General features: G+C 68.6%; 26 protein-coding genes. 14 read left to right on the top strand and 12 right to left on the bottom strand.

Translation table 11 applies throughout. From position 1 onward, the window contains the following. Nucleotides 1-51: 51 nt before the first annotated feature. The 3 genes from ACNJ7K_RS13000 to ACNJ7K_RS12990 all read right to left on the bottom strand — a co-directional run bounded on the left by ACNJ7K_RS13000 (nucleotide 52) and on the right by ACNJ7K_RS12990 (nucleotide 3,143). Complete coding sequence (locus tag ACNJ7K_RS13000) at nucleotides 52-1,209, bottom strand: M20 family metallopeptidase (protein ID WP_120279899.1); 1,158 nt, start codon at nucleotides 1,207-1,209, stop codon at nucleotides 52-54. Further along, nucleotides 1,206-2,366, bottom strand: a complete 1,161-nt coding sequence (locus tag ACNJ7K_RS12995; RefSeq protein WP_120279900.1) for a M20 family metallopeptidase — start codon at nucleotides 2,364-2,366, stop codon at nucleotides 1,206-1,208. The genes ACNJ7K_RS13000 and ACNJ7K_RS12995 overlap by 4 nt, the downstream gene beginning before the upstream one ends. A gap of 78 nt (nucleotides 2,367-2,444) precedes the next feature. Continuing rightward, entirely contained in the window at nucleotides 2,445-3,143 is a 699-nt protein-coding gene (locus tag ACNJ7K_RS12990; RefSeq protein WP_159417860.1) for an enoyl-CoA hydratase/isomerase family protein, read from the bottom strand. Nucleotides 3,144-3,209: 66 nt separating this feature from the next. On the opposite strand from ACNJ7K_RS12990, the gene ACNJ7K_RS12985 reads away from it, so the two are divergent. Both ACNJ7K_RS12985 and ACNJ7K_RS12980 read left to right on the top strand, forming a co-directional pair. Next, nucleotides 3,210-4,022 carry a purine-nucleoside phosphorylase gene (locus ACNJ7K_RS12985; protein ID WP_268654086.1) on the top strand — a complete coding sequence of 271 codons (813 nt, stop codon included), beginning with the start codon at nucleotides 3,210-3,212 and terminating at the stop codon, nucleotides 4,020-4,022. Continuing rightward, nucleotides 4,019-5,518, top strand: a complete 1,500-nt coding sequence (locus ACNJ7K_RS12980) for a phospho-sugar mutase (protein ID WP_487041782.1) — start codon at nucleotides 4,019-4,021, stop codon at nucleotides 5,516-5,518. Before ACNJ7K_RS12985 ends, ACNJ7K_RS12980 begins: the two co-directional genes overlap by 4 nt. Before the next feature lie 36 nt (nucleotides 5,519-5,554). Here the strand turns inward: ACNJ7K_RS12980 and ACNJ7K_RS12975 are convergent, their stop codons facing one another. Together ACNJ7K_RS12975 and upp are read right to left on the bottom strand one after the other, a co-directional pair. After that, entirely contained in the window at nucleotides 5,555-6,199 is a 645-nt protein-coding gene (locus tag ACNJ7K_RS12975; RefSeq protein ID WP_120279903.1) for an MspA family porin, read from the bottom strand. A 219-nt stretch (nucleotides 6,200-6,418) separates the two neighbouring features. Continuing rightward, complete coding sequence (gene upp, locus ACNJ7K_RS12970; protein ID WP_024101551.1) at nucleotides 6,419-7,042, bottom strand: uracil phosphoribosyltransferase; 624 nt, start codon at nucleotides 7,040-7,042, stop codon at nucleotides 6,419-6,421. A 112-nt stretch (nucleotides 7,043-7,154) separates the two neighbouring features. On the opposite strand from upp, the gene ACNJ7K_RS12965 reads away from it, so the two are divergent. The 5 genes from ACNJ7K_RS12965 to ACNJ7K_RS12945 are packed head-to-tail and all read left to right on the top strand — an operon-like array spanning nucleotide 7,155 to nucleotide 10,499. Then, on the top strand, nucleotides 7,155-7,490 hold the full coding sequence (locus ACNJ7K_RS12965) for a type VII secretion target (RefSeq protein ID WP_159417857.1): 336 nt from the start codon (nucleotides 7,155-7,157) through the stop codon (nucleotides 7,488-7,490). Beyond that, a complete protein-coding gene (locus tag ACNJ7K_RS12960) occupies nucleotides 7,487-8,482 on the top strand; it encodes a C40 family peptidase (RefSeq protein WP_120279905.1) in 996 nt (331 codons plus the stop codon). The genes ACNJ7K_RS12965 and ACNJ7K_RS12960 overlap by 4 nt, the downstream gene beginning before the upstream one ends. Nucleotides 8,483-8,541: 59 nt before the next feature. Further along, entirely contained in the window at nucleotides 8,542-8,856 is a 315-nt protein-coding gene (locus ACNJ7K_RS12955; protein ID WP_120279906.1) for a hypothetical protein, read from the top strand. Next, nucleotides 8,853-9,200: a YbaB/EbfC family nucleoid-associated protein gene (locus ACNJ7K_RS12950; protein ID WP_487041781.1), complete on the top strand. Its 348-nt coding sequence runs from the start codon at nucleotides 8,853-8,855 to the stop codon at nucleotides 9,198-9,200. Before ACNJ7K_RS12955 ends, ACNJ7K_RS12950 begins: the two co-directional genes overlap by 4 nt. 60 nt (nucleotides 9,201-9,260) lie before the next feature. Beyond that, nucleotides 9,261-10,499, top strand: a complete 1,239-nt coding sequence (locus ACNJ7K_RS12945; protein ID WP_120279908.1) for a primosomal protein — start codon at nucleotides 9,261-9,263, stop codon at nucleotides 10,497-10,499. Between the two features lie 123 nt (nucleotides 10,500-10,622). Here ACNJ7K_RS12945 and ACNJ7K_RS12940 read toward each other — a convergent pair whose 3' ends face one another. From ACNJ7K_RS12940 to ACNJ7K_RS12930, 3 genes are read right to left on the bottom strand one after another with little or no spacing between them, the layout of a single operon-like run. Continuing rightward, nucleotides 10,623-11,708 (bottom strand): adenosine deaminase, encoded by a 1,086-nt coding sequence (locus tag ACNJ7K_RS12940; RefSeq protein WP_230788701.1) that lies wholly within the window; start codon nucleotides 11,706-11,708, stop codon nucleotides 10,623-10,625. Nucleotides 11,709-11,764: 56 nt separating this feature from the next. After that, complete coding sequence (locus tag ACNJ7K_RS12935; protein ID WP_230788698.1) at nucleotides 11,765-13,048, bottom strand: thymidine phosphorylase; 1,284 nt, start codon at nucleotides 13,046-13,048, stop codon at nucleotides 11,765-11,767. After that, the gene (locus ACNJ7K_RS12930) at nucleotides 13,041-13,460 is read right to left on the bottom strand and encodes a cytidine deaminase (protein ID WP_159417854.1); all 420 of its coding nucleotides are present in this window, start codon (nucleotides 13,458-13,460) and stop codon (nucleotides 13,041-13,043) included. The genes ACNJ7K_RS12935 and ACNJ7K_RS12930 overlap by 8 nt, the downstream gene beginning before the upstream one ends. A gap of 254 nt (nucleotides 13,461-13,714) precedes the next feature. Between ACNJ7K_RS12930 and sdhC the strand changes: the two genes are divergently transcribed. The 4 genes from sdhC to ACNJ7K_RS12910 are packed head-to-tail and all read left to right on the top strand — an operon-like array spanning nucleotide 13,715 to nucleotide 17,107. After that, nucleotides 13,715-14,122 (top strand): succinate dehydrogenase, cytochrome b556 subunit, encoded by a 408-nt coding sequence (gene sdhC, locus ACNJ7K_RS12925; RefSeq protein WP_159417853.1) that lies wholly within the window; start codon nucleotides 13,715-13,717, stop codon nucleotides 14,120-14,122. 1 nt (nucleotide 14,123) lies between these two features. Then, nucleotides 14,124-14,564, top strand: a complete 441-nt coding sequence (locus ACNJ7K_RS12920; RefSeq protein WP_159417852.1) for a succinate dehydrogenase hydrophobic membrane anchor subunit — start codon at nucleotides 14,124-14,126, stop codon at nucleotides 14,562-14,564. Nucleotides 14,565-14,579: 15 nt separating this feature from the next. Continuing rightward, nucleotides 14,580-16,331: a succinate dehydrogenase flavoprotein subunit gene (sdhA, locus tag ACNJ7K_RS12915; protein ID WP_006550126.1), complete on the top strand. Its 1,752-nt coding sequence runs from the start codon at nucleotides 14,580-14,582 to the stop codon at nucleotides 16,329-16,331. Beyond that, on the top strand, nucleotides 16,331-17,107 hold the full coding sequence (locus tag ACNJ7K_RS12910) for a succinate dehydrogenase iron-sulfur subunit (protein WP_006550125.1): 777 nt from the start codon (nucleotides 16,331-16,333) through the stop codon (nucleotides 17,105-17,107). The genes sdhA and ACNJ7K_RS12910 overlap by 1 nt, the downstream gene beginning before the upstream one ends. A gap of 100 nt (nucleotides 17,108-17,207) precedes the next feature. On the opposite strand, the gene ACNJ7K_RS12905 is transcribed toward ACNJ7K_RS12910, so the two are convergent. From ACNJ7K_RS12905 to ACNJ7K_RS12890, 4 genes are all read right to left on the bottom strand, one after another. Then, the gene (locus tag ACNJ7K_RS12905; RefSeq protein WP_225623587.1) at nucleotides 17,208-17,438 is read right to left on the bottom strand and encodes a LapA family protein; all 231 of its coding nucleotides are present in this window, start codon (nucleotides 17,436-17,438) and stop codon (nucleotides 17,208-17,210) included. Between the two features lie 68 nt (nucleotides 17,439-17,506). Further along, complete coding sequence (gene yhjD / locus ACNJ7K_RS12900) at nucleotides 17,507-18,535, bottom strand: inner membrane protein YhjD (RefSeq protein ID WP_487041780.1); 1,029 nt, start codon at nucleotides 18,533-18,535, stop codon at nucleotides 17,507-17,509. A gap of 16 nt (nucleotides 18,536-18,551) precedes the next feature. Then, entirely contained in the window at nucleotides 18,552-19,592 is a 1,041-nt protein-coding gene (trpS, locus tag ACNJ7K_RS12895) for a tryptophan--tRNA ligase (protein ID WP_120283541.1), read from the bottom strand. A 75-nt stretch (nucleotides 19,593-19,667) separates the two neighbouring features. Further along, complete coding sequence (locus tag ACNJ7K_RS12890; protein WP_159417850.1) at nucleotides 19,668-20,471, bottom strand: exodeoxyribonuclease III; 804 nt, start codon at nucleotides 20,469-20,471, stop codon at nucleotides 19,668-19,670. A gap of 217 nt (nucleotides 20,472-20,688) precedes the next feature. On the opposite strand from ACNJ7K_RS12890, the gene ACNJ7K_RS12885 reads away from it, so the two are divergent. Genes ACNJ7K_RS12885 through acnA form a run of 3 tightly spaced genes read left to right on the top strand, consistent with a single transcriptional unit; the run spans nucleotide 20,689 to nucleotide 25,291 of the window. After that, a complete protein-coding gene (locus ACNJ7K_RS12885; protein WP_120279913.1) occupies nucleotides 20,689-21,465 on the top strand; it encodes an IclR family transcriptional regulator in 777 nt (258 codons plus the stop codon). After that, nucleotides 21,462-22,664 (top strand): CaiB/BaiF CoA transferase family protein, encoded by a 1,203-nt coding sequence (locus ACNJ7K_RS12880; RefSeq protein ID WP_120279914.1) that lies wholly within the window; start codon nucleotides 21,462-21,464, stop codon nucleotides 22,662-22,664. The genes ACNJ7K_RS12885 and ACNJ7K_RS12880 overlap by 4 nt, the downstream gene beginning before the upstream one ends. Continuing rightward, complete coding sequence (acnA, locus tag ACNJ7K_RS12875; protein ID WP_487041779.1) at nucleotides 22,661-25,291, top strand: aconitate hydratase AcnA; 2,631 nt, start codon at nucleotides 22,661-22,663, stop codon at nucleotides 25,289-25,291. The genes ACNJ7K_RS12880 and acnA overlap by 4 nt, the downstream gene beginning before the upstream one ends. The last annotated feature ends 30 nt before the right edge of the window (nucleotides 25,292-25,321 follow it).

Here is a 25,321-nt window from a genome sequence, read left to right as displayed (position 1 = left end):
TCGAGCGCCGAGCGTGAAGCGCTCTCATCGAGCGCCGAGCGTGAAGCGCTCTCATCGAGCGCCGAGCGCCAGATTCGTCATCACCCGTACGCCCACGGCGAGCGCCCGCTCGTCGAGATCGAAGGTGGGCTGGTGGATGTCGAGTTCGGGCCCGACCCCCGGCCACACCCCGAGCCGCCCCATGGCGCCGGGGACGTGTTCGAGATACCACGAGAAATCTTCTCCCCCACCGGATTGCGGGGTATCCGCGAGGGCGTCGGGGCCGGTCGCGCGGATCGCGTCCTCGAACATGCGCGCCGACACCTCGTCGTTGACCACCGGCGGCACGCCGCGGCGGTAGTTCAGTTCGTAGCTGACACCGGTGGGCGCGAGCAGACCGTGCACGATCTCGCGGACCATCGGTTCGAGCAGCTCCCAGGTGTCGTGGTCGCCGGTGCGGACGGTGCCCGCGAGCATGCCGGTGCGCGGGATCGCGTTCGGTGCCTTGCCCGCACTGACCGCACCCCACACCATCACGGTGCCGGTGCGCGGATCGATGCGACGGCTGAGCATGCCGGGAAGACCCGTGATGACGGCACCGAGGCCGTAGACGAGATCGCCGGTCAGGTGCGGCCGGGAGGTGTGCCCACCGGGTGAGTCGAGGACGAGTTCGACGGTGTCGGCCGCCGAGGTGATCGCCCCGACCCGCATACCGACCTTGCCCGCCTCGAGACGCGGGTCGCAGTGCAGTGCGAAGATCCGCGAGACCCCGTCGAGTCCGCCCGCCGCGACGACGTCGAGCGCCCCGCCCGGCATGACCTCCTCCGCAGGCTGGAAGACCAGCCGGACACCGATCGGCAGTTCGGGCATCGAGGCCAGCGCCAGACCCGCACCGAGCACGACGGTGGTGTGGGCGTCGTGCCCACACGCATGCGAGACACCGGGCACGGTGGATTCGAACGGCAGGCCGGTGGCCTCCTGCATCGGCAGGGCGTCCATGTCGGCGCGCAGGGCGATGCGCGGTCCGCCGGTCGGACCGAGATCGCAGATCAGACCGGTGCCGCGAGGCAGGACCTTCGGCTCCAGTCCGGCCGCGCGCAGGTGCTTCGCGACGAACTCGGTGGTGGCGTACTCCTGCCGGGCGAGCTCGGGATTCGCATGGATGTGACGGCGCCAGAGCGAGAGGTCCTCGGTGTGGCGGTCCAACCACTTCTCGACGTAGGGGTTCATCGGCGGCCGGCCTGTTCGAGGAGCCGTGCCCGGTGGACCGGATCGGTCGCCGCGCGTACAGCGGTCGCTGCAAGCGCGCGCGCTCCGTCGAGTACTGCCCGATCGGCGGACTCGGTGACACACGCGGCCGCGAATGCAGCCTGATGTGTCACCGCGCCACCGGAGTCGAGTCCGATGACCGGATGGATTCCCGGCACCACGTTCGTCACGTTTCCCATGTCGGTACTGCCCAGGGGGCGCGCTCCTTCCTCCTCGACGGGCAGCGGTCGGCGCCCGAGATCGATGATCTCCTCACGATATGCCTGCACCAGCCACGGGTCGGGGGTGAGTTCGGTATAGGTCGGCGAGACCGTCCGGATCCGGTGATTGCATCCGGTGGCCAGCGCCCCGGCGGCGAAGCAGTTGCGTGCGCGTTCGACGAGGTCGTCGAGGAGTTCGCTCGTCCCGGCCCGCAGGTAGTACAGCAGTTCGGTGTGGCTGGGCACGATGTTCGGTGCCGTCCCGCCCTGCGCGACGATCCCGTGGATCTGTTGCCCGGGATGCAGGTGCTGCCGCAGCAGTCCGACCGCGACCTGGGCGACGGTCGCCGCGTCGGCGGCGTTGAGCCCGTACTCGGGGGCCGCGGAGGCGTGCGCCTCGCGGCCGTCGTACTCGACGGCGATGTCGGCGAGGGCGAGCGAGGTCGCCCCGGTGATGTCGAACGGGCCGGGGTGCACCATCATCGCCGCACCGACACCGTCGAAGACGCCGCGTTCGAGCATGAGGACCTTGCCGCCGCCGGTCTCCTCCGCGGGGGTTCCGATGACGCGGACGGTCACGTCGAGTTCGTCGGCGAGCGCGGCGAGGCCGATCCCGGCACCCACGGCCGACGCCCCGATGATGTTGTGGCCGCACGCGTGCCCGATGCCGGGCAGCGCGTCGTACTCGGCGCAGAACGCGAGGACGAGTTCGCCGCTGCCGAACCGCGCGTCGAAGGCGGTGGGCAGGTCGGCGATGCCGGTGGTGACCTCGAAATCGTGAGCACGCAGCACCTCGACGATCTTCGCGGCGCTCCGGTGTTCCTCGAACGCAAGTTCCGGTTCGGCGTGGATGGAATGCGACAGGCCGACGAGGGTGTCGGAAGCAGCCTCGATCGCCGCGGCGTAGTCGGTCGTCACGGGGTCCAGTCTGTCATGCTCACCGCGTCCCGATCGATCGGCGCGTGCGACCGGTTCGTCGACTTCGCGGCGGGGCGATCAGCCCAGCCGGAAGTTCGACGGGTCGGTCCGGATCTCCAGCGCCGAGATCAACGGTGCATGCAGACCGCGCTTGATGCCCGACAGATTCGGTCCGCGGGTGGCGGTGAGCGCCGCGGCCCGCTCGGCCGCCGCGGCGAGCACGTCGTCACCGGTGACGGCCTGCTCGGCGATGCCCGCGGCCACGGCGTCCTCACCGCCGTAGCGACGACCGGTGGTGATGGCCTCGACCGCCGTCTGGATCGGCAGGCGGGAACGGATCAGCGCGGACATCCCGACGGTGAACGGCATGTTCAGCTGCACCTCGGGCAGGCACCAGTAGCCGCGATCGGCGCGCATCACCCGGAAGTCGTGCACGAGCGCGAGCATCGCGCCGGCACCGAAGGCGTGTCCCTGCACGGCCGCGACCGTCGCCGCGGGGAAGGTGAGCAGCCGCACGTAGAGGTCGTGGACGGAGTCCAGATAGCCCGGCAGATCCGGCAGGTTCGCGCCGACCCAGTCGATGTCGAGTCCGTTGCTCCAGAACTTGCCGGTCGCCGCGGTCACGAGGGCAGCGGGCCCGTCGTGTGCCTCCACTTCGTCGAGGAGGGAGTGGATCGCGACCAGACGGTCGGGGTGGAAACGGTTCTCGGAGACCTCCGCGTCACGGTCACCGAGATGCAGGACGAAGACGTCGCCGTCACGTTCGAGGTAAGGCATGCGCGTCAGCATACCGCGCCTACTTACCCGTGAGTAACATGTCGGGAGCGATTAGGGTCCGATGCCATGGGAGAACCCGATCACGTCTTCGACCCCGCCGCGGCCGCCGACGCCGCAGCCGCCGCTCTCGCCGAACGGACGGGGGTCGCCGAACACTCCGTCGCCGTCGTCCTCGGGTCCGGCTGGCGGGCCGCGGTCGAGAGTTTCGGCATCCCCGTCGCCACGATCCCGATGAGCGAGCTGCCCGGCTTCGCACCGCCGACGGCGGCAGGGCATGCCGGGAACATCCACTCGGTGCGCGCCGGCGACAACGCCGTCCTCGTCCTCGCCGGCCGCATCCATGCTTACGAGGGGCACGACCTCGCCCGCGTCGTCCATCCCGTACGCACGGCAGTCGCAGCGGGTGCCCGCACCGTCGTCCTCACCAATGCGGCGGGTGGTATCGACCCCGAGTTCTCCGTGGGGCAGCCGGTTCTCATCTCGGACCACCTCAATCTCACCGGTCGCTCGCCGCTGGTGGGCGCCCAGTTCGTGGACCTCGTCGACGCCTACTCGCCGGATCTTCGTGCACTCGCCCGCGAGATCGATCCGTCGCTGCGCGAAGGGGTCTACGCCGGTCTGCCCGGGCCGCACTACGAGACCCCGGCGGAGATCCGGATGCTGCGCACCCTCGGCGCCGACCTCGTCGGCATGTCCACGGTCCACGAGACCATCGCGGCACGCGCGGCCGGAGCTCGGGTGCTCGCGGTCTCGCTGGTGACCAACGCCGCGGCCGGCATCACCGGCGCTCCCCTCGACCACGCCGAGGTGCTCGCCGCCGGCCGGGCGGCCGCGACCCGGATGGGCGATCTCCTGCGCGATCTGGCGGCCCGGCTGTGACGCTGCGATTCGGTACCGCGGGTCTGCGCGGCCCGGTCGGCGACGGGCCGGACTGCATGAACGTGCCCGTCGTCGTCCGCACCACCGCCGGGCTCGCGGCGTGGCTCGAGGCGAACGGGCAGGGCGGTGGCACCGTCGTCGTCGGCCGCGACGCCCGCACGGGCTCCGTGGAATTCCACACTGCCGCCGCGGAAGTCCTCGCCGCGGCCGGCTTCGACGTCGTCGCCCTCGGAAAGCCGCTCCCCACCCCGGTGACCGCCTTCGCGGTACGGGCGCTGGGCGCCGTTGCGGGCGTGCAGATCACGGCGTCGCACAATCCCGCCGCCGACAACGGGTACAAGGTCTACCTCGCGGACGGGGCTCAGCTGGCGGCACCCGCCGATCGGGAGATCGAGGCGGCGATCGACGCCATCGGTGATGCCGCGGACGTGCCCCGGGTGCCGGTCGCGCCGTCGGGTGACGACCTCGTCGATCGTTATCTCGCCCGGGTCGCGTCGCTCCCCCGTTCCCCGCACCGCAGCGTGCGCATCGCTCTGACGGCACTGCACGGTGTCGGCGGTGAGACGGCGGTCGCGGCCCTGCGTTCCGCGGGATTCGACGACATCCACGTCGTGGCGTCCCAGTTCGCGCCCGACCCGGCGTTTCCCACCGTCGCCTTCCCCAACCCCGAGGAACCGGGCGCGACCGATGCCCTGCTCGCGCTGGCGGCCGAGGTCGATGCCGACATCGCGCTGGCGCTCGATCCCGATGCCGACCGTTGCGCGGTGGGTGTCCCGGGCCCGCAGGGGTGGACGATGTTGCGCGGCGACGAGACCGGGGTCCTGCTCGGCGACCGGATCCTCGCGTCGTCGCCGCCCGGTTCGCTGGTCGCGACCACCATCGTCTCGTCGACCATGCTGGGACGGCTCGCGGCCGCACGTGGTGCGCGATATGCGCAGACACTCACGGGTTTCAAATGGCTCGCCCGCGCCGGCGACGGCCTCGTCTACGCGTACGAGGAAGCGATCGGACACTGTGTGGATCCGGACGCTGTGCGCGACAAGGACGGCATCGCGACCGCCGTGGTCGTCGCCGACTACGCGGCCGACCTGAAGCAGTCCGGCCGGACCCTTCTCGACGCACTCGACGACCTGCATCGCGAACTCGGTGTCCACATCGGCGATCAGGTGTCGATCCGCGTCGACGACCTGCAGTGCATCGGCGCCGTGATGACGCGGTTGCGTGCGGAGCCGCCGACCACGCTCGCGGCTCTGGCGGTGACTGCGACCGATCTCGCCGGGAGTCCGGGACCGATGAGCACCGATGCTCTCGTCTTCGAAAGTCGCGCGGGCGCCCCGGACGGGCCGGCGGTACGCGTGGTGGTGCGTCCGTCGGGCACCGAGCCGAAGCTCAAGGTCTATCTGGAGGTGGTCACGGAGCGAGACCGCCCGACCGCGGAGGCGACACTCGACGCCCTGCGCGGATGGGCGGCCTCGCTCGGTGACGAGAGCCCCTGACCCGGCCGGATCCGACCGGGTCAGGATGCGATTCGATCAGACCTGCTGCGGCACACCGTAGGTGACGACGGTGTTCCGGTCGGCGGTGACGGCCTTGAGGTACGGCCGGATCATCACCGGTCCGATGGCTCCCGAGACCGAACCGTGCACGCCGGCGATCCGGATGGTCGTCGAGCTGCCGTCGAACTCGAAGCCCTCGACGATCGGGACGGACGTGATGCCGCCCGGCTCGAGCGGGATCTCGATCTCCTGGGACGGGATGATGTCGCCGCTGAGCGAACCACCCGAGTCGAAGCCGAGATCGAGCGTGGTCCCATCGGGACTGATCGAGACACCGACCCCCACATTGTTGTCCACGCCCCACGACAGGCTCGGGGTGATGACGGTGACCGTCGCCCCCGGCAGCGCGACCGGGTAGCCGACCTGGAAACCGACCTCCACCGCCGTCCCGGCGAAGTTCGCCGCGTTCGGACCCGTGATCCGAACGGTCGCAACCTCATCGTGGAAGAACTCGACGCTCAGCGGTGAGCTGTCGAGCGGCGGCACCGACTGTGTCGAGGTGTCGGCCTGGATCACTTCGATCGCGTGCCCTCCGTCCAACGGGAGGATCCGCGAGTTGTCGACAGCGGCCGCAGCCGTGCCGTGACTCGTCACTGCGGCGAGTACGGCGACCGCGCCCACCGAAGCCGCTCTGACGCTTCCACGAATCAGTTTGCGGGAGAAGATTTTTGCCATTCCGCCGACCCCATCTCTGGCTGTACCTACGCAGTGGACTTCACACGGAGCACACCGAGCGTAAGAAGAAAACGAGACCTGCGGGTTGTTTTTCGATAACGAGATGACTGCGGTCGGGTGTCACATCCGTACCGCCAGTCACACGAGTAACAGGCGACGCGCGATTTACCGCGGTCCGAACTGCCTGTCCCCCGCATCCCCGAGACCCGGCACGATGTACTTGTTCTCGTTGAGACCTTCGTCGACCGACGCCGTGACCAACCGGACCGGATGACCCGAGGCAGCAAGGGCCTCGACGCCCTGCGGCGCCGCGACCACACAGATCGCGGTGATATCCGTGGCACCGCGTTGGGCGAGGATGTCGAGGGTGTGCACCATCGACCCACCGGTCGCGAGCATCGGGTCGAGCACGAAGACGGGAAGACCCGACAGGTCCTCCGGCAGCGACTCCAGATAGGGCACCGGCTCGAATGTCTTCTCGTCACGAGCGAGACCGACGAAACCGACCTGCGCCTGAGGAATCAGGGCGTGGGCCTGTTCGACCATGCCGAGGCCGGCGCGAAGAACCGGGACGAGCAGCGGAGGCTGCTGCAGGCGCACTCCCGTCGTCACCGCGACCGGCGTCTTCACGTCGAACGTCTCGGTGGGCGCATCGCGCACCGCCTCGTAGACGAGCATCTGGGTGAGCCGCCTCAACGCGTGCCGGAAGGCAGCGTTGTCGCTGCGTTCGTCACGAAGGATGGTCAGGAGCGAAGCAGCGAGCGGGTGGTCGACGACGAGCGAATCCATGTCCGAAGGATAGAACGACGGAACCGATCGACAGTCGGGTGCGTCGTACCCGACAGGGACGGAACCGCCCGAAGGTGCCGAATCCCACAGGAACGACGCGAGAGGCGACGAGGTGACCGAGTACTCCGGTAGGGACGCGATACGGATCGACACGAGCGCCGTCGGGAGGTTCGGCGACGACGCCGCCGAACTTGCCGCCCGCCTGCACGAGGCCGCCGAACGGACACGGCACGGCGACCCCTCGTCGCTGAGCGCCGCACTGGGTCCGATCGGAGCACCGGTGCTCGCCGCGCTCACCGCGACCCACACAGCCCACGTGCGCGATCTCGACCGGCTCGGTGACCTGCTCGGCGGGATGGGAGATGCCGCCAGGGCATCCGCGTTTGCTTACGCGCGGACCAGCGACGACACCGCCGCACGACTCGGCTCCGTCGCGGAGTCACTGTGATCCCGGCCGACGCGCTCGTCGCGCCGCTGACCGGCCTGCTCGACGCGTTCGGCACCGCGCTGCCACCCGGCGTGGATCCGGGTGAGATGGTGCGCATCGGTGCGCAATGGGCCGAGGAGGTGCACGCGGCCGGGCGCGACGCCGTCGCCGAGCTCGCCTGGGCCTGGGGTGGCCCGGCTGCCTCGCAGGCGATCGCGAGTGCCGAGCAGGTGCTCACCGACGTGCTCACGGCGGCCGATCGTGGGGTGGCGCTGGCCGGGATCGCGCTCGAGGCGACCGTCACGGTCGTCACCGGTGCGGTCGAGATCGCTCGTCTCGTCGATTCGTTCGTCACATTCGCCGAGCAGGCCGCACCCGCGACGTCGCTTCCGCAGGGTCAGCTCGCACTCCTCGCAGTGGCGATCGACCACCTCGTCACCGGGCTGGACGTGCTGACACGGGTGACCGGAACCCTCGCGGAGCTGACCGATCGGGCGTCCGCACTCCTCCCACCCGAGCCCTCCACTCCCCCGATCGGCTCCGGCGACCACCACGACCCCGACCCGGCCGGTGACGACCCACGCACGCTGCACACCTTCGGTGGAGGGTTCTCCGCGGGCGTGGAGGTGCGGCTCCCGGACGGTAGCGTCAGCCGGGCGCCGAACGAGACCGCGGCGACAGCGGTGCGTCACGCCCTCGCCCAGCAGGGCACCCCGTACGTGTGGGGCGGCACGAGCCCCGGCTCCGGGCTCGACTGCAGCGGGCTGACGCAGTACGCCTACGCGCAGGCCGGCGTCGAACTGCCGCGGTTGGCCCAGGAACAGGACGTCGGCACGCGGGTCGATCCTGCGGCCGCCCTGCCCGGAGACCTCGTCGTGTGGGACGGGCACGTGGCGATGGTGGTGGGCAACGGCCTCATGGTCGAGGCAGGCGATCCCGTCTCCGTGTCGCCGATGCGCACCACCAACGGCGCAATGGCCTTCCACGGCGTCTACCGACCGACCGCCGGTTGATTCCGGAGAATTCCGCACCGGAGGGGAACCGGCCGGGCTCGCGCTGCGTCCAACCCGGTATGGACAGCACGACGACGGAACCGATCACGGCCACCGCCCACAACTCGGCCGGGACGATCTCGGTGCGGACGACGGACGGTGGACTGCCGGTGGACCTTCGCATCGACCCCGGTGAGTTGCGTTACGGAGCACGGCAACTGGCCGATCAGATCCTCGCCCTGAACCGGCAGGCCGCCCTCGAGGCTGCGGTGGTCCGCGGCGAACGCCTCGCCGCCGAAGGTGTCCCCCGCGAGATCCTCGACCGGATGCGGCTGCCGTCCCGCGCCGACCTGGCGGACGGACCGACCGATCGTCGTGGAGGTCTCGTCCGATGAGCGAACGGATGGTAGAGGCGATCGTCGACCGGGCCCACATCCGACTCGATGCGCTCGAACGCACGGTGGAGCAGCTCGGCGCGGTACGGGGTACCGCGAGCAGTCCCGACGGACGGGTGACCGCCCGCGTGGACGGTTCGGGAGCGCTCGAAGGACTCGAGCTGGCCGAGCCGATCGGCGGCACCGCCCCCCGGGAACTGGCCGCGGTGATCCTCGCGACCGTGCACGAGGCCGCACGGCAGGCCGCTGCCGCGCGCGTCTCCGCGATCGACGAGCTCCGCGCGGCCCTCGCCGCGAGCGACGACGGTCCGGTCACCGTCGGCGACCGTCCGGTGACGCGATGAAACCGATGGCGAGCCGCCCCCGGCTATATTCTCGGCGCGGACATGGCTAGGCTTCGCGCCATGGCTGGAGACATCGTCCCGATCGAGCTCGGTCTCACCGACGGCAACCTCGTGACGCTCTGGGCGCCGCGCTGGCGCGAAGGCGACGACGAGTGGGAGGCATTCCTCGGCCACGGCGACGATCTGTACGCCTTCCCGTCGGTCCCCGAGCTCGTCGCGTTCGTGCGTTCGGGTGCCGACAACGACCTCGTCGAGCACGAGGCGTGGCCGATCGTGTCCAAGCTCGCGGCCTCGGAGTTCGAACCCGACGAGCCGCACACCTACGACCTCGTCGGCGTCCCCGAGCTCGTGGCCGACGACCCGGATCCCGTCTCGGTGTCCGAACTGCAGGACACCTTCGACATCGTGAGCATCCTCGGCGACGTCTGCGATCTCGATGTCGTGACGAAGTTCTTCGAACGCGAGGAGATCGACCTCCTGCTGCAGCACGGTGTCTCGGCCTTCCGCACGCGTGAGGGCCTCGACCTGTGGAATCGCGTCGGGACCGCGGTCGCGCAGGACTGGGACGGCGTGATCGACGCGCTCGACGCCGTGATCTCCACTCCCGATGTCGACGCCGCAGTGGTCGCCGAGATCGAATCCGAGCTCGTCGCTGTCGACGAGAACGAGGTCGAGGCGGACGACACGGTCGAGGACGTCGATGCCGACGACGAGTACGAGTTCATCGACGGCGATGACGAGGACGACGGCTACGAGTTCTGGGCCCGGGTCGGCATCGATCCCATCCGGATCATCACGACCGACGGCACCTGGTACTCGCTGCGGTGCTACGTGAACGACGACGCCGTCTTCCTCGGCCACGACGGCACGATCGACGTCTTCCCCTCCGAGCGCGCGCTGGCCCGCCACCTCGCCGACAACCACGACCACGACCTCGCGACGCTCGAGCCGTACACGGAGATCCAGCTCGCCGCCGTCGACGGATCGCTCGACGTGACGGTCACCGACGACAACGTCTACGTGCTCACCGGAATCGCCGACGACATCGCCGGAGGTGTCGCGGCCGTCGACCCCGACCAGCTCGAACTCGCGGTCGAGTTGTTCGTCGACGCAGCGAACTTCGCGGACGACGACTCGACGGAGGCCGCGCTCGCCGCGTCCACGGAGCTCGGCTGGTTCGTCAACCACGTGATCGAACCCGATTCGGGACGCACGGCACCCAAGCCGCCGTTCGACACCGAGTCCCTTGCTTGGCGCGAACTCGAGCGCGAGTTCGAGGCGCGACTGCGCAAGCATTGACGCGACCCGCGTCGGGTCGGCTCCACTCCGGCGCGCGAAGTGGTCACAAGAGCGCGTTGTAGCGCGCTCCGATGACCATTTCCCGCTCCGCGCACCCATAGAGGTATCTGCGGGTCGCGGTCTCTACCCGACGAGGACGGCGTATCCAGGCTTGATGACGTCGTCGATCAGTTCCAGCCGCTGGTCGAACGGGAGGAAGGCCGACTTCATCGCGTTGATCGTGAACCGCTCGAGGTCGACCCAGCCGTAGTCGAAGGTCTCGACGAGCCGCACCATCTCCTGCGTCATCGTGGTGTCGCTCATCAACCGGTTGTCGGTGTTGACGGTGACACGGAAGCGCAGGCGGGCCAGCAGGTCGAAGGGATGCTCGGCGAGCGTGCGCACCGCGCCGGTCTGCACGTTCGACGACGGGCACAGTTCGAGCGGGATGCGCTTGTCGCGGATGTAGTTCGCGAGCCGGCCCAGAGTGGCGGTTCCGTCGTCGTGCACTTCGATGTCGTCGACGATGCGCACACCATGACCGAGCCTGTCGGTGCCGCAGAAGGCGACCGCTTCGTGGATGGACGGGAGACCGAACGCCTCACCGGCGTGGATCGTGAAGTGCGCGTTGGCCGCGCGGGTGTACTCGAAGGCGTCGAGATGACGGCTGGGCGGGTTGCCCGCCTCGGCGCCGGCGATGTCGAAACCCGCCACGCCGCGGTCCCGGAAGCGCACGGCGAGTTCGGCGATCTCCAACGAGCGTGCAGCGTGCCGCATCGCGGTGAGCAGACAGCGCACCCGGATGCGACGACCACCGGCGGCCACCTCGGATTCCCCGGCTCGGAAGCCTTCGAGGACGTGTTCGACGACCTCGTCCAGCGACAGCCCTTTCTCCAGGTGCTGCTCGGGTGCGAAGCGCACCTCGGCGTACACCACACCGTCGTCGGCGAGGTCGAGGACGCATTCGCGTGCGACGCGTTCGAGTCCTTCTGCCGTCTGCATCACGGCGACGGTGTGCTCGAACGTCTCGAGATAGCGCTCGAGCGACCCGCTGTCGGCGGATTCGCGGAACCACCGGGCGAGATCCTCTTCGCTGTCCGCGGGCAACGACCATCCGCACGCGTCCGCGAGTTCGAGGACCGTCCGGGGACGGAGGCCACCGTCCAGGTGGTCGTGGAGGACCACTTTGGGTGCGGTGCGAACGAGTTCGGGAGTCAGACGGCCGTTCATGATCGGGACGGTAGTCGGCGGCGGCCGGTTCCGCTCGGTCTCCGGCCGCCGGACCTCTACGCCCGGATCCGTTCGATCACGAGCGGCTGCCGAACGGGGGCCGTGTCGGAGATGCGGACACCGCCGCGGAGGGCGGCGAGCGCGTCGGGGATACGTCCCGGAGTGTCGGTGTGGAGCGTCGCGATCGGCTGTCCCGCGCGGACGCGATCGCCGAGGACCGCGTGCAGTTCGATACCGGCCCCGGGCTGGACGTCCTGACCCTGCCGTTCGCGGCCGGCTCCGAGTCGCCACGCGGCGATGCCGACCTCGTACGCGTCGAGTTCGGAGAGCACTCCGTCCGCGTCGGCGTGGAAGGTCTCGGTGTGGGTCGCGACCGGCAACGGCGCTGCGGGGTCGCCACCCTGGGCGGCGATCATCGCGTTCCACCGGTCCATCGCGGTGCCGTCCCGCAGCCGGTCGGCGGGATCGACGTCATCGACACCGGCGGCGGCGAGCATCTCGCGGGCCAGGGCCAGGGTCAGCTCGACGACGTCGTCGGGTCCGCCGCCGGCGAGCACCTCGACGGCCTCCCGGACCTCGAGCGCGTTGCCCGCCGTGCGCCCGAGCGGGCTGTCCATGCGGGTGAGCAGGGCCGTCGTGGGCAGCCCTTCGTCGGTGCCGAGTTCGACCATGGTGCGCGCCAGCTCGCGGGCCTCGCCGAGTTCTTTCATGAAGGCGCCGCTGCCGACCTTCACGTCGAGGACGAGGGCTCCGGTGCCCTCGGCGATCTTCTTGCTCATGATCGAGCTGGCGATGAGCGGGATCGACTCGACGGTTCCGGTGACGTCGCGCAGCGCGTAGAGCTTGCGATCGGCGGGGGCGAGATCGGCGCTCGCCGCGCACACGACCGCACCGACGGCCGGGTCGCTGAGGATCTCGGCGATCTCCGCGGTGGTCAGATCGGCCTTCCATCCGGGGATCGCCTCGAGCTTGTCCAGGGTGCCGCCGGTGTGACCGAGACCGCGGCCCGACAGTTGCGGGACCGCGACGCCGCAGGCCGCGACGAGCGGTGCGAGCGGCAGGGTGATCTTGTCCCCGACACCGCCTGTCGAGTGTTTGTCGACGGTACGCAGGCCGAGAGCGGAGAAATCGAGGCGACGACCGGAGTCGATCATTGCGGTGGTCCAGCGTGCCGTCTCGGCCCGGCTCATGCCGCGGAACCAGACCGCCATCGCCAGGGCCGCCATCTGGGCGTCGGAGACGATGCCGTGGGTGAACGCTTCGATGACCCAGTCGATCTCGGCGCCGGAGAGTTCGTGGCCGTCGCGCTTGCGGCGGATGACGGTGACGATGTCAGGCACGGCGGTCCTCGTTCTCCCGCACGGCCGCGAGATCGTCGGGGCCGAACGCGTCGGGGAGGAGATCGGAGAGGCGACGCGGGCCGCCCTGGGCGTCGACCTCGAGATCGGGGCCGCCGTGTTCGAGAAGCACCTGCCGGCATCGGCCGCACGGGGTCAGGACGTGGCCTCGGGAGTCGCAGACGGCAACGGCCCGGAGACGGCCTCCACCCTGGGCGAACAAGTTACCGACGAGTACACATTCGGCACACAGACCCAGTCCGTGTGAGACATTTTCCACATTGCACCCGAGGACCGTCCGACCGTCGACGGTGAGGCCGGCAGCCCCCACCGGGAACCCGGAGTAGGGAGCGTAGGCTCGACTCATCACCTCATGTGCTTTGGCGCGCAACATTTTCCAGTCGATGTCCGGCATGGTTCACCATCCTGTCACGGTGGCATGGACGACGGTAGGCGACCCCCACCGCGCCAGATCACAGTTGGAAAGGCAAACCTAACTTCGCATTTGGAGCCCTGTACGAACGGGGCAGGAGATTAGTTCCCGAGTTTGGGATGGGTCTAGAGTCGATCCAAGTCGGTTCAGGTTCACGTCGGGCCCGTACTGCGGAATCCCCCACAGGTAGGAGCAGCTCGACGCGTCCACCATTGACGTTGGAGGCACAGCACTCGATGAGCAGCACGACTGAAGCCGCCCCCGCAAAGGCGGGGCGCACACGGTCGCTTTACCGGGGAGACCCCGGCATGTGGTCCTGGGTATTGCACCGGATCACCGGCGTGGCGACATTCTTCTTCCTTTTCGTCCACGTCCTCGACACCGCACTCGTCCGGGTCAACCCCGAGACCTACGACGCGGTGATCGAAACGTACAAGAATCCGATCGTCGGCCTCATGGAGCTCGGCCTGGTCGCGATGGTCCTGTACCACGCACTCAACGGCCTGCGGGTCATGCTCGTGGACTTCTGGTCGAAGGGCCCGAAGTACCAGCGCGTGATGCTCTGGACGATCCTCGCGATCTGGTTCGTGGTGATGATCCCCGCGTCCGTTCGCATCCTCTACAACACGTTTGCGGGGCACTGACATGACCGAAGCGAAGACCCTCGGTAAGGAATACGACCGGCCCGCCGGTCTGGACAACCCGCGCTCGCCGCGTCGCGCCGCGAAGAACAACTTCGAGCTCTACGCCTGGTTGTTCATGCGCCTGTCCGGCCTGGCCCTGATCATCCTGGTCCTCGGTCACCTCTTCATCATGCTGATGCTCGATGACGGCGTGCACCGCATCAACTTCGCGTTCGTCGCAGGCCGCTGGTCCAGCCCGTTCTGGCAGATCTGGGACCTGTCGATGCTGTGGCTCGCGCAGCTCCACGGCGGTAACGGTCTGCGCACCGTCATCGCGGACTACGCACGTAAGGACTCCACCCGGTTCTGGCTCAACACGATCCTCGTCGTGTCGATGATCCTGATCATGGGCCTGGGCACCTACGTGATCTTCACCTTCGACCCGAACATCACGGCGAGCTAGGGGAGCCGAACCTTCATGCAGGAACATCGTTACGACGTAGTCATCGTCGGCGCCGGCGGCGCCGGCATGCGCGCGGCCATCGAAGCCGGCCCGCGTGCGCGCACCGCAGTGCTCACGAAGCTCTACCCCACCCGCAGCCACACCGGCGCCGCTCAGGGCGGCATGTGTGCCGCCCTCGCGAACGTCGAAGAGGACAACTGGGAGTGGCACACCTTCGACACCGTCAAGGGTGGCGACTACCTGGTCGACCAGGACGCTGCGGAGATCATGGCCAAGGAGGCCATCGACGCCGTTCTCGACCTCGAGAAGATGGGTCTTCCGTTCAACCGGACGCCCGAGGGCAAGATCGACCAGCGTCGCTTCGGTGGCCACACCCGCGACCACGGTAAGGCCCCGGTCCGTCGCGCGTGCTACGCCGCCGACCGCACCGGCCACATGATTCTGCAGACGCTGTACCAGAACTGCGTCAAGCACGACGTCGAGTTCTTCAACGAGTTCTACGCGCTCGACATCACCCTCACCGAGACCGAGAACGGTCCCGTCGCGACGGGTGTCATCGCGTACGAGCTCGCGACCGGCGAGATCCACGTCTTCCACGCCAAGGCCATCGTCTTCGCGACGGGCGGCTCGGGCCGTATGTACAAGACGACGTCGAACGCCCACACCCTCACCGGTGACGGCCTCGGCATCATCTTCCGCAAGGGCCTGCCGCTCGAGGACATGGAGTTCCACCAGTTCCATCCGACGGGCCTGGCCGGTCTCGGCATCCTCATCTCGGAGGCCGTGCGTGGTGAGGGCGGCATCCTCCGCAACGCCGACGGCGAGCGGTTCATGGAGCGCTATGCCCCCACCATCAAGGACCTCGCGCCCCGCGACATCGTCGCCCGTTCGATGGTGCTCGAGGTGCTCGAGGGTCGCGGCGCCGGACCGAACAAGGACTACGTCTACATCGACGTGACCCACCTCGGCGAGGACGTCCTCGAGGAGAAGCTCCCGGACATCACCGAGTTCTCCCGCACCTACCTCGGTGTCGACCCCGTCACCGAGCTCGTGCCGGTGTTCCCGACCTGCCACTACGTCATGGGCGGTATCCCGACCAACGTCGACGGCGAGGTCCTCCGCGACAACGAGAACGTCGTGCCCGGCCTGTACGCGGCCGGCGAGTGCGCGTGCGTGTCCGTCCACGGCGCCAACCGTCTCGGCACCAACTCGCTGCTCGACATCAACGTCTTCGGTCGTCGCGCCGGCATCGCCGCCGCGGAGTACGCCAACAGCACGAAGCACGTCGAGATGCCCGAGCAGCCGACGAAGTACGTCGACGACTGGCTCGATCTGATCCTGCACCAGGGCGGCAAGGAGCGGGTGGCCGACATCCGCACCGAGCTGCAGCAGACGATGGACAACAACGCGTCGGTGTTCCGCACCGAGGAAACGTTGACGCAGGCGCTCAACGACATCCACGAGCTGAAGAAGCGCTACAAGGAGATCACCGTCCACGACAAGGGCAAGCGCTACAACAGCGACCTGCTCGAGGCGCTGGAACTCGGCTTCCTCCTCGAGATGGCCGAGGTCACCGTCGTCGGTGCGCTGAACCGCAAGGAATCGCGTGGCGGACACGCCCGCGAGGACTACCCGAAGCGCGACGACGAGAACTTCCTCAAGCACACCATGGCGTACAAGGTGGGCGAGGAACTGATCTCCGACATTCGCCTGGACTACAAGCCGGTGGTCCAGACCCGGTACGAGCCCATGGAGCGTAAGTACTGATGACAACCATCGAGAAGACCGACACGGGCGCGTCGACACTGCCACCCGTGCCCGAGGGCGCGACGATGGTCACCCTCAAGATCGCCCGGTTCAACCCGGAGGACGACAAGGGTCAGCACTGGGATTCGTTCCAGGTGCCGGCACTGCCGTCCGACCGTCTGCTCAACCTGTTGGGCTACGTCAAGGGTTACCTCGACGGCACGCTCACCTTCCGTCGCAGCTGCGCCCACGGCGTGTGCGGCTCGGACGCGATGCGTGTCAACGGCGTCAACCGTCTCGCCTGCAAGATCCTCATGAAGGACATGCTGGACAAGAACGGCAAGGACGTCACGATCACGATCGAGCCGATCCGTGGCCTTCCGGTCGAGAAGGACCTCGTCGTCGACATGGAGCCCTTCTTCGACGCCTACCGCGCCGTGAAGCCGTTCCTCATCGCCTCCGGCAACGAGCCGACCCGCGAGCGCATCCAGTCGCAGGCCGACCGTGCCCGGTTCGACGACACCACCAAGTGCATCCTGTGCGCGTGCTGCACCACCTCGTGCCCGGTGTACTGGAGCGACGGCAGCTACTTCGGCCCCGCCGCGATCGTCAACGCGCACCGGTTCATCTTCGATTCGCGTGACGAGGGTGCCTCCGAGCGTCTGGACATCCTCAACGACAAGGAAGGCGTGTGGCGCTGCCGCACCACCTTCAACTGCACCGACGCGTGCCCCCGTGGCATCCAGGTGACGAAGGCGATCCAGGAGGTCAAGCGCGCGCTCATGTTCGCTCGCTGATCACCTCGCACGACAGCAGGTCCGTCCCTTCGGGGACGGACCTGCTGTCGTCTGTGCCCACTCCCCTGTGCTCTGTTTCCGGTGGCCGAGCTGATGGGGATCAGCGGCCGCGTGCGAACAGGAAACCCGCGACCCACCCGACCGCGAAGATGACGACGAGCACCAACCACAGCGGCGCCTGCAGCGAGATCCAGAAGAGGTCGATGCTCGTACTGTTGCGGTTCTGGAGGACGAACAGCGCAGCGAGCAGGACCAGGACGACTGCGAGCACTCTGCGCGGAGTCACCCGGAACGAGCGTCGGGGCGCGGCGGATCGCGTCTGTTTTGCCACGCCTCCATCGTCGTCCGTCCGCGGCACGATCGGCACCCCCGAACCGGGTTTTCACCCCGGGAGTTCGCTCATTTCCTCCGGAATCGCAGCCCGGCGAGGAGTCCACCGACCACGCCCGCACCGAGGAGCGCAGCACTGCGGCGCGCGTCGAGGCCCTCGTGCACCTCGAGGCGGGGCGTGATGACCGCCCCCGTAGGCGCGGGATGGTGGGCGAGTGCGAGGCTGGCCCGGGACGTCGCTGCGAATGCGGTGCAGAAGAGCACCAGCCGGGCCGTGAGGTTACCGAACACGAGGATGCCGAGGATCGGGCCGAAGGCGACGCCCGCCGGTCCGTTGAGGACACGTTCGAGGTAGATCGAGCCGGTCTGCTTGAGCAGCTCGAAACCGATCCCGGCGATCAGACCCGCGACGAGCGCACTACGGAACGGAACGGGTTCGCGGGGCAGGCGGGCGATCACCCAGGTGAATACCAGAGCGGTGGCGGCGGTGGCCGTCACCAGTGCCAGAATGCGCAGACCCACGCCGATGCCGACGAGATTCTCCATGTTGAGCAGCTCGACGATCCTGCGCGCGATCGGCCCACTGCTCAGCGCCGAGAGCCCCAGCGACACGGTCATCGCGAGGCCGAGACTGAGGAGTGCGCCGCCGTCGCGCAGCTTGACCACGAAGAAGTTGCCCTTGTCGCGCGGGTGCTCCCACATGGCGGTGAGGGCTTCGCGAAGATTCGTGATCCAGCCCAGACCGGCGTACGAGGCGGTGAGCAGACCGATGAGACCGACGGCGCCGCGGGATTCGATCGCCGAGTCGATCAGGCTCTGCACGGTGCCGCCGAGCTGACCGGGGATGTTCTCGGAGATGATCTGCCGGATCTGGTCGAGCAGTTCGGGTCGCCCGGCGAGCACGAAACCGGCCAGAGAGAACACGACCATGATGATCGGGACGATCGCCAGCACCGTGAAGTAGGTCAGGCCGGCCGCGTAGTAGTCGCCCTTGTTCTCCTGGTACCGCACCCCGGCCCGAAGGACGCGGTCGAGCACCGGATGGGCCGCGCGTTGACGTTCGAGAAATCCCGGCTTCTCGTCGGGTTCGCCGGCCATCCAGATGCTCCTTCGTCTAGGTCCGCGGCAGGAAACCCACCTTGTCATAGACCTGCGCCAAGGTGCGGGATGCGACCTCGCGAGCGCGGTCCGCGCCGCCCGCGAGAATGCGGTTCAGTTCGGCCGGGTCGGCCAGGTACTCGTCGACCTTGGTGCGGATCGGCGTGACGAACTCGGTGAGGACCTCTGCGGTGTCGGCCTTCAGATCGCCGTAGCCCTTGCCCTCGTAGCCGGCGACGAGTTCGTCGATGCTGCGACCCGACAGCGCCGACTGGATCGTGAGCAGGTTCGACACACCGGGCTTGTTCTCCCGGTCGAAACGGATCTCACGCTCGTTGTCGGTGACCGCGGAGCGGATCTTCTTCGCCGAGACCTTCGGATCGTCGAGCAGGTTGATCAGGCCCGCGTCGGTCGCCGCGGACTTGCTCATCTTCGACGTCGGATCCTGCAGGTCGTAGATCTTCGCGGTCTCCTTGACGATCGTCGGCTCGGGGACGACGAAGGTCTTGCCGAAGCGGGAGTTGAAGCGCTGCGCGAGATCTCGCGTGAGTTCGAGGTGCTGACGCTGATCCTCCCCCACCGGCACGTGGCTCGCGCGGTAGAGCAGGATGTCGGCGGCCATGAGGATCGGATAGGTGAACAGGCCGACTCCGGCGTGCTCGGTGCCCTGCTTGGCCGACTTGTCCTTGAACTGCGTCATCCGGCTGGCCTCACCGAAACCGGTGATGCAGCTCAGGATCCAGGCGAGCTCGGCGTGCTCGGGCACCTGGCTCTGCACGAATAGCACGGACTTCTCCGGATCGATACCGATCGCGAGCAGCTGCGCCACGGAGACGAGCACGCGCTTGCGCAGCAACTTCGGCTCATGCGGAACGGTGATCGCGTGCAGGTCCGGGATGAAGTAGAAGGCGTCGTTCTCGTCCTGCGCCGGAACCCACTGTGCCAGCGCCCCGAGGAAGTTCCCGAGGTGGAACGAATCCGAGGTGGGCTGGATGCCGGACAGCACACGGGGGCGGGCCTTCGGCTTCGTGGCGTTCTGTTCTGCAGTGCTCGACATGCCGTCGATGATTCCACGCAGGCCACGCCGCGCTGCCACCGAGGTGGGCACTTCTGCGGCGATCCGCAGAAGCGGTCAGCGATCGAAGGTCACCGTCACCGGTGCATGGTCGGACCAACGCTGGTCGTAGCTCGCTGCGCGTTCGACGCGGGCCTCGGTTGCGCGGGCCGCCAGGCCCGGGGTCACGAGGTGGTAGTCGATGCGCCAGCCTGCATCGGTGTCGAATGCCTTGCCGCGGTACGACCACCACGAATAGGGGCCAGCGACGTCGCCGTGGAGGTCGCGTACCACGTCGCGCCAGCCGGCCTCGAGGAGGTCGCCGACCCACGCGCGCTCCTCGGGCAGGAAGCCGGACTTCTTGACGTTGCCCTTCCAGTTCTTGATGTCCCGCTCGGTGGGGGCGATGTTCCAGTCGCCGCACACCACCATGTCGCGACCTGCGGCCGTCACCGCGGCGTACCGCTCGGCGAGGTAGGTCGCGAAGCTCTTCATGAAGTGTTCCTTCTCGTCCTGCTTCGGCGTCTGCGCTTCACCGGTCGGCAGATACAGGCTCCCCACCGTCACATCGCCGAAGTCGGCCTCGATGTAGCGGCCGGCCGACGCGAACTCGTCGACGTCGAATCCGACGCAGACCGCGTCCGCCGGTACGCGCGAGAGGATCGCCACCCCGGCGCGGCCCTTGGCCGAGGACTCCGCGCCGACGCAGTGCCATCCGGCCTCGAGTGCCGGGGCGATCGCGGCGTGGAACTGCTTCTCGGTGGCCCGCACCTCCTGCAGGCACACGATGTCGGCGGCCGACGAGGCGAGCCAGTCGACGAGACCCTTGGCTGCGGCTGCGCGCACGCCGTTGACGTTCACGGTGGTGATCACGAGAGGCACCGGGTCACCGTAGCCGACGCCGGCGACGCGACTGCCCCACTGTGGGAGAAGCCTCCCGTGAGGATGGTTCACCCCACGACCGGACGTTCCACAAGACGGATCAGGCAGACCATTTTCTCTCACCCAACGGAACACATCAACAATCTTCCAGGTCAAATACGTCAGCGATCCATTGCGCGGATTGCCTAAACCGTTCTACGGACCTAGAGTGACTCGCATGACACAGGCATCGACGGTCACCGGAGCCGACGGCGGCGTGCGAAGCGTCGCCCGCGCGTTCGATCTGCTCAGCGCATTCGACGCCGAGCATCCGATCCGGACGCTGCGCGAACTCGTCGAGATCACCGGGCTCCCCAAGTCGACGGTGGTGCGCCTCCTGGGCACCCTCACCACGCAGGGGATCGTCGCCACCCGCGGTGACTCGACGACCTACAGCGTCGGCCCCGCCTTCCTCCGCTGGATAGGTCTGGCCGACGCGATGTGGGAGATCGGTGCCGAGGCACGGCGATCGATGACGGAACTGCGCGATCGCTGCGGGGAGACCGTCAACGTCTACATCCGCCAAGGCCTGCACCGCCTCTCCGTCGCTCAGGTCGAGGGCACGACGACGGTCCGCAGCGTCGTCCAGGTGGGCGCGCAGTACCCGCTCGTCGTCGGCGCCGCCGGCCGGATCCTGCTCGGTGGCTGCCCGGACGACGTCCTCCAGGCTCTCGCCGAGCAGGAGGGCACGACGAGCACGGCGGACCTGAGGTCCGAGGCCGCCGGAGCGCGGGAGGCGGGTTACGCCATCACCCACGGCGATCGGGAGCTCGGCGCTTCCGCGGTCGCCGCGCCGATCCTGTCCGCCGACGGCCGTGTCATCGCAGCCCTGTCGATCAGTGGCCCCACGTCGCGCTTCACCGCCGACCGGGTCGCCGCCTATGTCGATGCCGTAACCGACACCGCCCGGCAGATCAGTGCTGCCGGGCTCGGAACCGTGGAGGCCTTCCTGTGACCACAAACCTTCTCGAGGGCGTGCGCGTCCTCGACATGACCAACGTTCTGGCCGGCCCCTTCGCGGGTTACCAACTGGCCCTGCTCGGCGCGGATGTCGTCAAGGTGGAGACCGCCGGCAGCGGCGACCTGGCCCGCCAGCTCGGCGCCGATCCCGACCTCAGCGCCGAATACATGGGGGTGTCCTTCCTCGCCCAGAACGCCGGCAAGCGCTCGGTCACGGTCAACCTCAAGACCGAGGGTGGCAAGAAGGTCTTCGAGCAGCTACTCGCGGACGCCGACGTGCTGCTCGAGAACTTCCGCCCGGGCGTGCTCGCCCGCCTCGGCTTCGACTGGGAACGCCTGCACGAACTCAATCCGCGCCTGATCTACTGCGCTGTCTCGGGATTCGGCGCCACCGGCCCGATGAGCAGCCGACCCGCCTACGACCAGGTGGTCCAGGGACTGTCCGGCATCATGAGCGTCACCGGCGACACCGAATCCGCGCCGCTGCGCGTCGGATATCCCGTCTGCGACAGCTTCGGCGGTATGGCCGCGGCCATGACGGTGTGCGCCGCCATCGTCCGCCAGCGACAGACCGGGCAGGGCGCGTATCTGGACACGTCGATGCTCGACGCGGCCATCACCTCGATGGGCTGGGTGGTCTCCAACCATCTGGTGACCGGCAAGGAGCCGGTACCGATGGGCAACGAGAACATGACCTCGGCGCCGTCGGGTGCGTTCCGGACTGCCGACGGTGTCCTCAACATCGCGGCGAACAAGCAGGAACAGTACGAGATCCTGTGCACGGTGCTCGGCCGCGAGGAGCTCGTCACCGACCCCCGTTTCGTCACCCGCGAGGACCGCAAGCGCAACCGCGAGATCCTGCGCGACGAACTGGAGATCTCGCTCAAGGAGAAGACGGCGGCCGAGTGGGACGAGATTCTGCTCGACACCGGCGTTCCTGCTGCGCCCGTCGCTCCGGTGTCGGAAGCGCTGCGCTCGGATCAGATCCGCCACCGCGGGTTGATCTCCGAACTGGATGTGGCGGCCGGATCCGGCACCGTCCAGGTCCTCGGTCTGCCCACGCACGTCGACGGTGAGTCGGTCCGTCCCGATACTGCACCGCCGACGCTCGGAGAGCACACCGACGAGATCCTCCGCGAGATCGGTTTCAGCGACGAGCAGATCACCCGCTTCCGGGAAGAAGGCGCGGTATGACGACCGATCCCTTCCGCTCTCTGACCGCTCTGCCGGTCGCGGACGAGGCCGGCACTCCCCTGCACTACTACAGCCTGGCCGAGGCCGAAGCGCACGGCGCCGGACCGATCTCCGACCTGCCGTGGTCGCTGAGGACGCTCGTCGAGGGCATCCTGCGTCACCAGGGTCATCCGCAGGCGCTGCCCGAGCACGTCCACGCCGTCACCCGCCGCGACGAGACGGCCGCGATCCCGTTCTTCCCGGGTCGCGTGCTGTTCCAGGACGCCTCGGGCATCCCGGTGCTGGCCGACATGATCACCCTGCTCGAACGTGCCCGGGCCGAGGGTCTGGACACGTCCGCACTGGAACCGGCGCTGCCCCTCGACCTGGTCGTGGATCACGCACTCGAGGTGGACGAATACGCGAATCCCGAAGCGGCACTTCACAACATCGATCTGGAGTACGAGCGTCACCGCGATCGGTACCGCTTCCTGCGCTGGGCGCAGGACCGGCTTCCCGGTCTCCGTGTCGTGCCGCCGGGGCTCGGCATCTGTCACCAGCTGAACCTCGAGGTCCTCGCACCGGTCGTGACCACGACCGAATCCGAGGGCCGTCACGTCGCAGCGTTGGACAGCCTGGTCGGCACCGACTCGCACACCACGATGATCAACGCTCTCGGCGTCACCGGCTGGGGCGTCGGCGGCATCGAGGCCACCGCCGCGGCCCTCGGGCAGGCCGTCATGATCCGCGTGCCCCGCGTCGTCGGCGTCGAGCTCACCGGACGTCTCGCCCCCGGGGTGTTCGCCTCCGATCTCGCCCTCACCCTCGCCGAGAAGCTGCGCGCACTGAACGTCGTCGGCGCCGTCGTCGAGTTCCACGGTCCGGGCCTGGAGGCATTGTCGGTGCCCGACCGCGCAACCGTCGCCAACATGGCACCCGAATACGGGGCGACGATGGCGTGGTTCCCCGCCGATCGCCGGACGATCGAGTACCTGGCCGCAACGGGCCGCTCCCCCGAGCGTGTCCGGCTCGCCGAGCAGTACCTGAGAGCCCAGGGTCTGTTCCGCACCCCGAGCAGCCCGGCACCCCGGTTCGAGACCGGTCTGTCGATCGACCTCGGGAGCATCACCACCACCCTCGCCGGACCGTCCCGGCCGCACGACGCCTTGTCGCCCGCCGAGGTTCCGGCCTCCCGCGGCGAGAGCGGACCGCTCGATGGCGACATTGCGATCGCCGCGATCACCAGCTGCACCAACACGTCCAATCCCCGATCGCTGGTCGCAGCGGGTCTGCTGGCGCGCAACGCCGTCGCGGCCGGTCTGCGTCCGCCGGCCTGGACGAAGACGTCGTTCACGCCCGGCTCGCGGGCGGCCGCCGATCTGTTGGCCTCGGCGGGTCTGCAGGACCACCTCGACCGGCTCGGCTTCCAGGTCGCGGGATTCGGATGCGGCACCTGCATGGGCAATTCCGGGCCGCTCAGCCCGGCCCTGTCCGGAGCCGACCGGGCGAAGGACACCGCGCTCGCGGCGGTGCTGTCGGGCAACCGCAACTTCACCGGACGCATCCACCCGGCCGTCGCACACGCCTACCTCGCCTCCCCCGCGATGGTCGTGGCCTACGCCCTCGCGGGCAACGTCCGCATCGATGTGACGAGCGAACCGATCGGGCGGGCCGAGAACGGCACCGACGTCACCCTCGCCGACCTGTGGCCCTCCGACGAGGAGATCGACGCGCTGCTGGCCGAGCACGAGGCCTCCGCACTCGGGCGCGACGCGCACCGGGAGTTGACCACCACGCGCTGGCAGGAACTCGAGTACCCGCGCGGCGAGCACTACCGCTGGGACGGGGAGGCCGGCAGCATCCGTCGCCCGCCCTTCACCGACCCGGAGCTGACGTCTCCCACCCTCACGGGGGATCTGACCGCGCGGCCTCTGCTGGTCCTCGGCGATGCGGTCACCACCGACCACATCTCGCCGGTCGCACGGGTCCTGCCGGACTCCGCAGCAGGGCGTTGGCTCCGCGAGCGCGGTGTGGGCGACCGGGCGCTGGGCACTTTCAGCTCCCGGCGGCTCAATCACGACGTCATGATCCGGGGTGGCTTCGCCAACACCCGCCTCGCAAATCTGCTCGTGCCCGAGAAGCAGGGTGGCTGGACGCGCACGGCACCCGGTGAGGAGCCGGTGCCCGTCCACGAGGCCGCCGAGTACCACCGCCGGCAGGGCACGCCGGTCGTGGTGGTCGCCGGTGAACTGTACGGCGCCGGATCGGCGCGGGACTGGGCCGCGAAGGTCACTCGGCTGCTCGGCATCCGCGCGGTCCTCGCCCGTAGCTTCGAACGCATCCATCGCACCAATCTGGTCGCGATGGGCGTCCTGCCGATCCAGTGGCAGGGACCCACCCCGGAGACCTTCGACGGCAGTGAGGATATCGACCTGATCGGACTGGCCGATCTCGGATCGACCACCGAGATCACCGTCCGGGTCCGCCGTGCGGGCGAGATCGCGTGGGAGGGCACGGCGCTCTGTCGGATCGACACTCCCCTCGAGTGGGAATGGCTGCGCGCCGGGGGTCTGTTCGGCCACCTGCTGACCGAGCAGACGGAGCGGCAGCGGGCAACGGAGCCCGAACCGGTGGGCGCACACCGGTAGACGAGTGGATCGACGGGGACGTCCTCCGAG

The sequence above is a fragment of the Rhodococcus shunpengi genome (genome assembly GCF_048381395.1).
In the GTDB taxonomy this organism is placed as follows: domain Bacteria; phylum Actinomycetota; class Actinomycetes; order Mycobacteriales; family Mycobacteriaceae; genus Rhodococcus.
Note: the sequence above shows the minus strand (reverse complement) of the source record. Positions and strands in the feature narration are given on the sequence as shown.